This is a genomic window from Sphingomonas sp. (assembly GCF_031372575.1).
In the GTDB taxonomy this organism is placed as follows: Bacteria; Pseudomonadota; Alphaproteobacteria; order Sphingomonadales; family Sphingomonadaceae; genus Sphingomicrobium.
Map to the genome: position 1 here is coordinate 1 of NZ_JANMLM010000009.1, position 6,731 is coordinate 6,731.

A 6,731-nucleotide genomic window follows, 5' to 3' on the forward strand; every position below is an offset into this window, starting at 1 on the left:
GATCGAGTTTGGCCGCATCGCCGCGCAGGCCGCCAAGCAGGTCATCTTCCAGAAGGTCCGCGACGCCGAGCGCGAGCGCCAGTATGAAGAATTCAAGGATCGCGCCAACGAGGTCATCACCGGCGTCGTCAAGCGGGTCGAGTTCGGTCACGTCGTGGTCGACCTGGGCCGCGCTGAGGGCGTCATCCGCCGCGACCAGCAGATCCCGCGCGAAATGGTCCGCGTCGGCGATCGCATCCGCAGCCTGATCTTCGCCGTCCGCCGCGAAGTGCGCGGGCCGCAAATCTTCCTGTCGCGCGCCCACCCCGATTTCATGAAGAAATTGTTCGCGCAGGAAGTGCCCGAGATTTACGACGGCATCATCGAGATCCGCGCCGCCGCCCGCGATCCTGGGTCGCGCGCGAAAATCGGCGTGATCAGCCACGACAGCTCGATCGATCCGGTCGGCGCCTGCGTCGGCATGAAGGGCAGCCGCGTCCAGGCGGTGGTCCAGGAATTGCAGGGCGAAAAGATCGACATCATCCCGTGGTCGGAAGATCTCGCGACTTTCGTCGTCAACGCATTGCAGCCGGCGACGGTCAGCCGCGTCGTGATCGATGAGGAAGAAAGCCGCATCGAAGTGGTCGTCCCCGATGACCAGCTTTCGCTCGCCATCGGCCGTCGCGGGCAGAACGTCCGCCTCGCCAGCCAGCTGACGTCGAGCCAGATCGACATTTTGACCGAGGCCGACGCGTCCGAGAAGCGCCAGCGCGAATTCGTCGAGCGGTCGGAGATGTTCCAGACCGACCTCGACGTCGACGAGACACTCGCCCAGTTGCTGGTCGCCGAGGGCTTCACCAGCCTCGAGGAAGTGGCTTATGTCGAGCTTGACGAAGTCGCCTCGATCGAGGGGCTCGACGACGAAATCGCCGGCGAGCTGCAGAGCCGCGCCGCCGAAGCGCTTGAACGCCGCGAAGCCGCCAGCCGCGAGGAGCGCCGCGCATTGGGGGTCGAGGATGCGCTGGCCGAAATGCCGCATCTCAACGAAGCGATGCTGGTCACGCTCGGCAAGGCCAAGATCCTGACCCTCGACGATCTGGCCGATCTCGCCACCGACGAGCTGATCCAGAAGAAGCGCGTCGAACCGCGCCGTCGTGAGCCGACCAACCGCACCGAGGACAAGGGCGGCGTGCTCGCCGACTATGGCCTCAGCGAAGAGCAGGGCAATGAGATCATCATGGCCGCTCGTGCGCATTGGTTCGAGGATGAGGCTCCGGCCGACAATGGGGAGGACGCCGTTGCGGAAACCCCAGAATGACACGCTAGAGCGTAAACTCGGCGGCGCGTCCGAACGCACCTGCATCGTATCGCGCCGCACCGCGTCGCGCGACGAGCTGATCCGGCTGGCACTCTCGCCCGATGGCGAAGTCGCCCCCGACGTCCGCGCCCGAGCACCCGGCCGCGGGGCGTGGATCGGGGTCGATCGCGCGACGCTCGATGTCGCGCTGGCCAAGGGCAAGCTCAAGGCCGCGCTGGCCCGCGCGTTCAAGCAGGACGTCACCGTCCCGGCCGACCTGAGCGAGCGAATTGTCGCCGCGCTTCGTCAGCAGGCGCTCGACCGCCTCGGGCTCGAAGCGCGCTCGGGCATGCTCGTCAACGGCTCGGAAAAGGTCGACGTCGCCGCGCGCCAGGGCAAGGTTCACCTGCTGATCCACGCGTCCGATGCAGGCGAAGACGGCAATCGCAAGCTCGACCAGGCGTGGCGAGTCGGCGGCGGCGAACGTGCCGGAATTGTATTTCCCGAAGACCGAACCATCTTGTCGATGGCGCTTGGCCGCGAAAATGTGGTACATGTCGCCTTGACCGATCCTGCCGCCGCGCGGCGGGTGAGCAATGCCATCGACCGGTGGCTTACTTTCATTGACCCCAATGCTGGGCTAGAGGGCGGCGGCGCTGCCCGCGGGCCCGTTTCGGCAGATTTCGACGAAGGAATAGAATGACCGACCAGAGCGACAAGCCCAAGCTTGGAACCCGGCCCCCGCTGGGCCTGAAGCGCACGGTCGAAACCGGCAAGGTGAAGCAGAGCTTCAGCCATGGCCGTTCGAACACCGTTGTGGTCGAGGTCAAGAAGCGTCGCATTCTCGCCCGGCCTGGCGAAGCGCCGGTTGCCGCGCCCGAGCCGGTAGTCGAAGCCGCCGCCCCTGCGCCCGCGCCCAAGCCGGTTGCGCCCAAGCCGGCTGCTCCGGTTCGCCGCGCACCGGTCGACGATATCGCTACGCGCAAGGAATTGCAGGAGAAATTGCTCCGCGAGGCCGACGAATCGCGGATGAACAGCCTCGGCGAAGCGCGCCGCCGCGAAGATCGCTCGAAGATCGCCCAGACCGAGGACGAAAAACGCCGCGCCGACGACAATCGCAAGGCCGAGGAGGCCGCGGTCGAGGCCGCCGCCGAGGAAGCCGCCCGCCCCGCCGAAACCCCGGCGGAGGAAACCGCTGCTCCATCCGGCTCGGACCGCGAAGAAGAACGCCGCTTCACCCGGCCAGCTGCCGCCCCCGCGCATGCGCCAAAGCGCCCCGAGCCGTCGCGCCCGGGCCGTGGCCGCGAAGATCATCGCAAGTCGGGCAAGCTGACCGTCAGCCGCGCCACCGCTGGCGAAGACGATAATCGCACCCGCAGCCTCGCTGCGCTGCGGCGGTCGCGCGAGAAGGAAAAGCGCGCCCACCAGTCGGCCGGTCCGTCGGCCAAGCAATATCGCGACGTCGTCGTCCCAGAATCGATCACGGTGCAGGAACTCGCCAACCGCATGGCCGAGCGCGGCGGCGATCTGGTCAAGTCATTGTTCAAGATGGGCGTTCCGTCGGCCGTCACCGACACCATCGACCAGGACACGGCCGAATTGCTGGTCACCGAATTCGGCCACACCATCATCCGTGTCAGCGACAGCGATATCGACATTGATAGCGCCGCCGACGTCGACGCCGACGCGACCCTGATTACGCGTCCGCCAGTGGTCACCATCATGGGCCATGTCGATCACGGCAAGACGTCGTTGCTCGATGCGATCCGCGGTGCTGCCGTGGTGTCGGGCGAAGCGGGCGGCATCACCCAGCATATCGGCGCCTATCAGGTCACGCTGAAGGACAAGTCGAAGATCACCTTCCTCGACACGCCGGGCCATGAAGCCTTCACCGAAATGCGCCAGCGCGGCGCCAACGTCACCGACATCGTCATCCTCGTGGTGGCCGCCGATGACGGGTTGAAGCCGCAAACGATCGAAGCGATCAACCACACCAAGGCCGCCGGCGTGCCGATGATCGTCGCGATCAACAAGATCGACAAGCATGAAGCCAATGCCCAGAAGGTCCGCGAGGAATTGCTGCAGCATGAGATCGTGGTCGAAGCGATGGGCGGCGACGTCCAGGATGTCGAAGTCTCGGCCAAGGAAAAGACCAACCTCGACGGCTTGCTCGCCGCCATAGCGGTGCAGGCTGAAATCCTCGAGCTGAAGGCCAACCCCGACCGCGCGGCGGAAGCCACCGTGGTAGAGGCGCGGCTCGACAAGGGTCGCGGCCCGCTTGCCACCGTGCTCGTCCAGCGCGGCACGCTGAAGGTTGGCGACGTGATCGTTGTCGGCGCGGTCTCGGGCAAGGTCCGCGCGATGAGCGACGATCATGGCAAGCCGGTCAAGGAAGCCGGTCCGTCCTTCCCGGTCGAAGTGCTCGGCCTCGGCGCCGTGCCGTCGGCGGGCGATCCGTTCACCGTGGTCGAAAATGAAGGCCGCGCCCGTGAAGTCGCGACCTATCGCCAGGGCCTGCTCGACCGCAAGCGCACCACCACCGCGCCGGTCAGCCTGGACGATTTGTTCGCCAACCGGTCGAGCCAGACGATCGAATTTCCGCTCGTCATCCGCGCCGACGTGCAGGGCTCGGTCGAGGCAATCGTCACCGCCGTCAACCGCATCTCGACCGACGAGATCAAGGTCCGCGTGCTCCAGTCAGGCGTCGGCGCGATCACCGAAAGCGATGTTACGTTGGCCGCCGCGACGGGTGCGCCGATCATTGGCTTCAACGTCCGCCCCAACGCCAAGGCGCGTGAGGCGGTCAACCGCACCAAGGTCGAGCTTCGCTATTACGACGTCATCTACCATCTTACCGACTGGGTACGCGAAGCGATGGCCGGTCAGTTGGGGCCCGAGATCATCGAGACTGTCGTCGGCCGCGCCGAGGTCAAGGATGTCTTCCCCGCAGGCAAACGCGACAAGGCCGCCGGCTTGCTGGTCCTCGAAGGCGTCATTCGCAAGGGCCTCCACGCCCGCCTGACGCGCGACGATGTGATCGTGTCGAAAACCACCATCTCCTCGCTCCGCCGCTTCAAGGACGACGTCGCCGAGGTGCGCGCGGGCATGGAATGCGGCGTGTTGCTGGCTGACACCAACGACATCAAGGCCGGCGACAATCTCGAAGTATTCGAGACCGAAGAACGGGCTCGCACGCTTTGAGCCGCCGAGCGTAACGGGAGCGGAGCGAAGCGAGCGACGTTGCGTCGAGAGACGGCGTGGGTCGGCCGACCGGCGCGCAGCGACCGGATCGACGTCACGGGATTTATTCCCGTGACGGCTCCGCCAAAGGAAGGATTTGATGCGCAAGGTCGAAACCCCCGAAGGCCGCTCGGTCCGCTTGCTGCGGGTTGGCGAGCAGGTGCGCCATATCCTGAGCGATATCCTGACCCGCGGCGACGTTCATGACGACACGCTGCAAAGCCACCTCGTCAGCGTGACCGAAGTCCGCATGTCGCCCGACCTTCGCCATGCCTTGGTGTTCGTGAAGCCGTTGCTCGGGCAGGATGAGGAGGTCGTGCTCAAAGCGTTGCGCACCAACACCGCCTTCTTCCAGCGCGAAGTCGCGACCCGCGTCAGCCTCAAATATGCCGCCAAACTGAAATTCCGCGCGGATGAGAGCTTCGATGAAGGCGGCAAGATCGATACGCTCCTAAGGGGCGCGCATGTCGCCCAGGATCTGGGCGACGAGGTCGAGTGAGCGCGGTTCGCCTCTTTCCCGCGCTGCTTCTCACGGCCTTGGCCACGGCTCCCTTGTCCGCCAAAAGCCTCACCGTCCGCATGGGCGAAACATGGCTTTTCGCGGTTCGCCAGGGCGCGCCGGTCGATGCGCGCAAGGTCACGCCGACCACCGCCCCCGCCCCCGGCCAATTCAAGGTCTCGCTGCAGCCATTGTTCGGCAGCACCATGACGATCGCCAATAACAGCCGCTTCGATTACGCCTATCGCGCGACGCTGATTCTCCCCACTGGCAAGCCCGGCGTGGCGAAATCCTGCGCCGTTCCAGCCAATGGCCGCATTGCAATCGAGCAATGGACCAAGGCCGTTGCCGCCGTTCGCCTCGACCGCTTCAAGCCCGCCCCCGCCGGCGCGCTCTGTCCGTAAAATGGCCAAGCTCTATTTCTATTATGCGGCAATGAATGCCGGCAAATCGACCACCCTGTTGCAGGCCGATTATAATTATCGCGAGCGCGGGATGGAGACGATGCTGTGGACCGCGGCATTCGACGATCGCTCCGGATCGGGGACGATCAGCTCGCGCATCGCTCTGTCCGCCCCCGCGCACACCTATTCGGACGAGGTCGATTTGTTCGCCGCGCTGAGCGAGGAATTGAAGCGGCGCGAGGTGAATTGCGTGCTGGTCGACGAGGCGCAATTCCTCACCCAGCGCCACGTGCTCCAATTGTGCCGGATCGCCGACGAGCTATCGATCCCCGTGCTTTGCTACGGGCTACGCACCGACTTCCAGGCCAGGCTGTTCCCCGGCTCGGCCGCCCTGCTCGCGCTGGCCGACAATCTCGTCGAATTGAAAGCTGTGTGCGAATGCGGGCGCAAGGCGACGATGAACCTGCGCGTCGATCAGGACGGGTTCGCGGTCGCGCGCGGCGAGCAGACCGAGATTGGCGGCAATGACCGCTATGTCGCTTTGTGCCGCCGCCATTTCTTCGAGCGATTGCGCGAGGTCGAGTCCAGGCAGCTCAGCTTCGGCCTGCCGCGCGCCTGACGATGCTGAACGGCTGGATCATCCTCGACAAGCCCTTGGGCTTGGGCTCGACCAATGCCGTGTCGGCGGTCAAGCGCGCGCTGCGGGAAGCGGGCGAGCCCAAGACCAAGGTCGGCCACGGCGGGACGCTCGATCCGCTCGCCACCGGGGTGCTCCCGATCGCGCTTGGCGAGGCGACCAAGCTCGCCGGGCGGATGCTCGACGCGACCAAGGCGTACGACTTCACCATCGCCTTTGGGGAGCAGACGGACACGCTCGATCTCGAGGGCCAGGTCATCGCCACCAGCGACGTTCGTCCAACATTGGCAGAGGTCGAAGCGATCCTGCCGCGCTTCACCGGCAAGATCGAGCAAATACCCCCTGCTTACTCCGCGCTGAAAGTCGATGGCGAACGCGCCTACGACCTCGCCCGCAAGGGGGTCGACGTCGAGTTGAAGACACGCTCGGTCACCGTCCTGGAGCTTGCCCTGCTCTCCGCCGAAACTGACAGCGCCACCCTCTCCGCCACTGTCTCCAAAGGCACCTATATCCGCTCCCTCGCCCGCGACATTGCGCTGGCGCTCGGCACGGTCGGCCATGTCACCATGCTTCGGCGAACGAAGGCCGGTCCGTTTACCCTGAAATCGGCGATTTCACTGGACATTCTGAACGAGGCCGCTAAGGCGCGCGCACTGACGAGGATGGTTCTCCCGC

7 protein-coding genes are annotated in these 6,731 nt (G+C 65.4%); all 7 read left to right on the forward strand.

Annotation, left to right across the window (positions count from 1 at the left end; translation table 11 throughout):
- The coding region (gene nusA, locus RMN73_RS00625; RefSeq protein ID WP_309601384.1) for a transcription termination factor NusA at positions 1–1,297 on the forward strand (1,297 nt) is incomplete at its 5' end.
- A complete protein-coding gene (locus RMN73_RS00630; protein ID WP_309601385.1) occupies positions 1,278–1,979 on the forward strand; it encodes a DUF448 domain-containing protein in 702 nt (233 codons plus the stop codon). The genes nusA and RMN73_RS00630, both read left to right, overlap by 20 nt.
- The gene (infB, locus tag RMN73_RS00635) at positions 1,976–4,477 is read left to right on the forward strand and encodes a translation initiation factor IF-2 (RefSeq protein WP_309601386.1); all 2,502 of its coding nucleotides are present in this window, start codon (positions 1,976–1,978) and stop codon (positions 4,475–4,477) included. Before RMN73_RS00630 ends, infB begins: the two co-directional genes overlap by 4 nt.
- A 139-nt stretch (positions 4,478–4,616) precedes the next feature.
- On the forward strand, positions 4,617–5,015 hold the full coding sequence (gene rbfA, locus RMN73_RS00640; protein WP_309601387.1) for a 30S ribosome-binding factor RbfA: 399 nt from the start codon (positions 4,617–4,619) through the stop codon (positions 5,013–5,015).
- A gap of 38 nt (positions 5,016–5,053) precedes the next feature.
- Positions 5,054–5,419: a hypothetical protein gene (locus RMN73_RS00645; protein ID WP_309601388.1), complete on the forward strand. Its 366-nt coding sequence runs from the start codon at positions 5,054–5,056 to the stop codon at positions 5,417–5,419.
- 1 nt (position 5,420) lies between these two features.
- A complete protein-coding gene (locus RMN73_RS00650) occupies positions 5,421–6,038 on the forward strand; it encodes a thymidine kinase (RefSeq protein ID WP_309601389.1) in 618 nt (205 codons plus the stop codon).
- 5 nt (positions 6,039–6,043) lie between these two features.
- Positions 6,044–6,731: tRNA pseudouridine(55) synthase TruB (gene truB, locus RMN73_RS00655; protein WP_309601390.1), on the forward strand; the 688-nt coding region annotated here is incomplete at its 3' end.

What these genes read in the sequence shown, in the direction of transcription:
- rbfA (WP_309601387.1), top strand. Translation starts at nt 4,617, where the DNA reads ATGCGCAAGGTCGAAACCCCCGAAGGCCGCTCGGTCCGCTTGCTGCGG.
- infB (WP_309601386.1), top strand. Translation starts at nt 1,976, where the DNA reads ATGACCGACCAGAGCGACAAGCCCAAGCTTGGAACCCGGCCCCCGCTG.
- RMN73_RS00650 (WP_309601389.1), top strand. Translation starts at nt 5,421, where the DNA reads ATGGCCAAGCTCTATTTCTATTATGCGGCAATGAATGCCGGCAAATCG.